This is a genomic window from Streptomyces sp. Isolate_45 (assembly GCF_024721315.2).
Taxonomy (GTDB): Bacteria; Actinomycetota; Actinomycetes; order Streptomycetales; family Streptomycetaceae; genus Streptomyces.
The window spans coordinates 1-2265 of the sequence record NZ_JANFAK020000336.1; the positions used below are offsets into that span (position 1 = coordinate 1).

Below are 2265 nucleotides of genomic sequence, written 5' to 3' on the forward strand. Positions count from 1 at the left end.
AGGCCCCCAGGATGGTGACGAACTCGCCGGGAGCGACATCGAGGCTGATGTCGTCCAGGACGAGCTGCGATCCGGCCTGGTCGGGGAAGGATTTCGAGACGTGCTCGATGCGGACGGCGCTGCGGACCGCCGTGGTGTTCTCCGCGTTGATCAGAGCGGTCGCCATCGCCGGTCACCTCCCTTGGTCGTCGATGCCCGGACCCGTGTGGGTGACGGGGGGTCTGCGCAGGGAACCGAGGACCTTGTTCAGTGGCCCGAGGTCGTGGATGCCGGTCAGGTCGGGCCGCTCCAGCAGGCCCGCCGTGACCGCGTGGCCCGCCTGGGCCCGCAGGGTCGCGGCCAGGGGGTCGTCGGTCACGAGGATCCCGGGCCAGGCCCGGTCGATGACCTCGGCGTCCAGTTCCTTCCCGGTCAGGGACTTCAGGGCGGCGTTCGCGGAGGCCTTGGCGCGGTCCGGGTCGGCGTTGATCCATTCGTTGGTCCTCACGGTGCCGCGCAGGACGGCCTCGACGACGTCCGGGTGCTCCCGGAGGAACTTCTGCGACACGATCACGTTCGTGATCACGAAGCGGCCTCCGGGCCACAGGTCCCTCTCGTCGAGGAGGACCCTGCCGCCTTCGGCGACCAGTTTGGAGGCGGTCGGTTCCGGTACCCAGGCCCCGTCGACGGCCCCGGACCGGTAGGCGTCCGGGGTGATCGTGTTGTCCGTACGGACGACGGAGACGTCCCCCCGGCCGCTGGCCGCGTCGACCTTCCAACCGCGTGCGGCGATCCAGTTCAGGAGGGCGACGTCCTGGGTGTTGCCGAGTTGCGGGGTGGCGATGCGGCGGCCCTTGAGGTCGTCGAGGGTCTTGATCCTCTCCGGGTTCACGACGAGCTTGACGCCGCCGGAGGCCGAGCCGGCGATGATCCGCAGGTTGGAGCCCTTGGACTTGACGTAGCCGTTGATCGCGGGCGACGGCCCGATGAAACCGATGTCGACGGCGCCCGCGTTGAGGGCCTCGATCTCGGCCGGACCCGCGTTGAAGGTGACGGTCTTCAGGGTGGTCCCGCCGAGTTCCTTCTGGATCAGGCCCTCGCGCACGCCGACCAGCGCGGTGGCGTGCGTCAGGTTGGGGAAGTGGCCGATGCGTACGGAGCCCGCCGACAGCTTCTCGCCGACGGCGGCGGCCGGCACCTGACCGCCGGTCGGCCCGTCGGCCTTGGAGCCGTAGCCGCAGGAGGTGGCGGCGCAGGCGAGGAGGAGCAGGCAGAGCGCGGCGGCGCGGTGCGGGCGGTGGGGGCGGCGCGGGCGGCGCTGTACGGGCATGGTCAGGGGGTCCGTTCGTTCTCGGCGTGCGCGGTGAAGGCATCGCCCGCCATCCCTGCGGTCAGGGTGGTTCCGTCGGCCGGGTCGATGAGCAGGAAGGACCCGGTGCGGCGGGAGTCGGCGTAGGCGTCGAGCGCGAGGGGCTCGGCGGTGCGGACGACGACGCGGCCGATGTCGTTGGCGACGAGCTGCCCGGGGTTCGGGTGCTGCGACAGGTCGTCGAGGGTCAGCCGGGAGGGGATCTCCTTGACGATCGCCTTCACCGTCCGCGTCGTGTGTTTGACGAGGACGTGCTGGCCGACGGTGAGCGGCCGGTCGGCGACGTGACAGACGGTCGCGGTGATCCGTCGGGTGGGGGTGGGTGCGTCGGTGGTCGGGGTGATGAGGTCGCCGCGGGAGATGTCGATGTCGTCCTTGAGGCGCAGGGTCACCGACTGGGGGGCCCGGGCGATGTCCACGCTCTCGCCGAGGGCGTCGATGCCCTCGATGACGGAGGTCCGGCCCGAGGGCAGGACGGTGACGGCCTCGCCGACGCGCAGGACGCCGGAGGCGATCTGGCCCGCGTAGCCGCGGTAGTCGGGGTGCTCGGCGGACTGGGGGCGGATCACGTACTGGACGGGGAAGCGGGCCGGGCAGGCGGTGAGGTCGTGGCTGACCGGGACCGTTTCCAGGTGTTCCAGGACGGTCGGGCCGCCGTACCAGTCCATGTTCGCGGACGGCTCGACCACGTTGTCCCCGGCCAGCGCCGAGATCGGGATCGCGGTGCACCACTCGTCCCGGGAGCCGGCACCGGGACCCCAGCCGGGGACGCCGAGGTCGCAGGCGTAGGCGGTGAACTCCTCGGCGATGGCGGCGAAGACGCTCTCCTCGTAGTCGACGAGGTCCATCTTGTTGACGGCGAGGACGACGTGGGGGACGCGCAGGAGGGCGGCGACGGCTGCGTGTCGGCGGGTCTG

General features: G+C 71.5%; 2 protein-coding genes and 1 pseudogene. All 3 read right to left on the reverse strand.

Annotation, left to right across the window (positions count from 1 at the left end; translation table 11 throughout):
• Positions 1-166 (reverse strand): annotated as a pseudogene (locus tag NOD94_RS40830) (ABC transporter ATP-binding protein); the annotation flags it as partial.
• Positions 167-172: 6 nt separating this feature from the next.
• Entirely contained in the window at positions 173-1309 is a 1137-nt protein-coding gene (locus NOD94_RS40835; protein WP_281211304.1) for an aliphatic sulfonate ABC transporter substrate-binding protein, read from the reverse strand.
• Between the two features lie 2 nt (positions 1310-1311).
• The coding region (locus NOD94_RS40840) for a hypothetical protein (RefSeq protein ID WP_281211305.1) at positions 1312-2265 on the reverse strand (954 nt) is incomplete at its 5' end.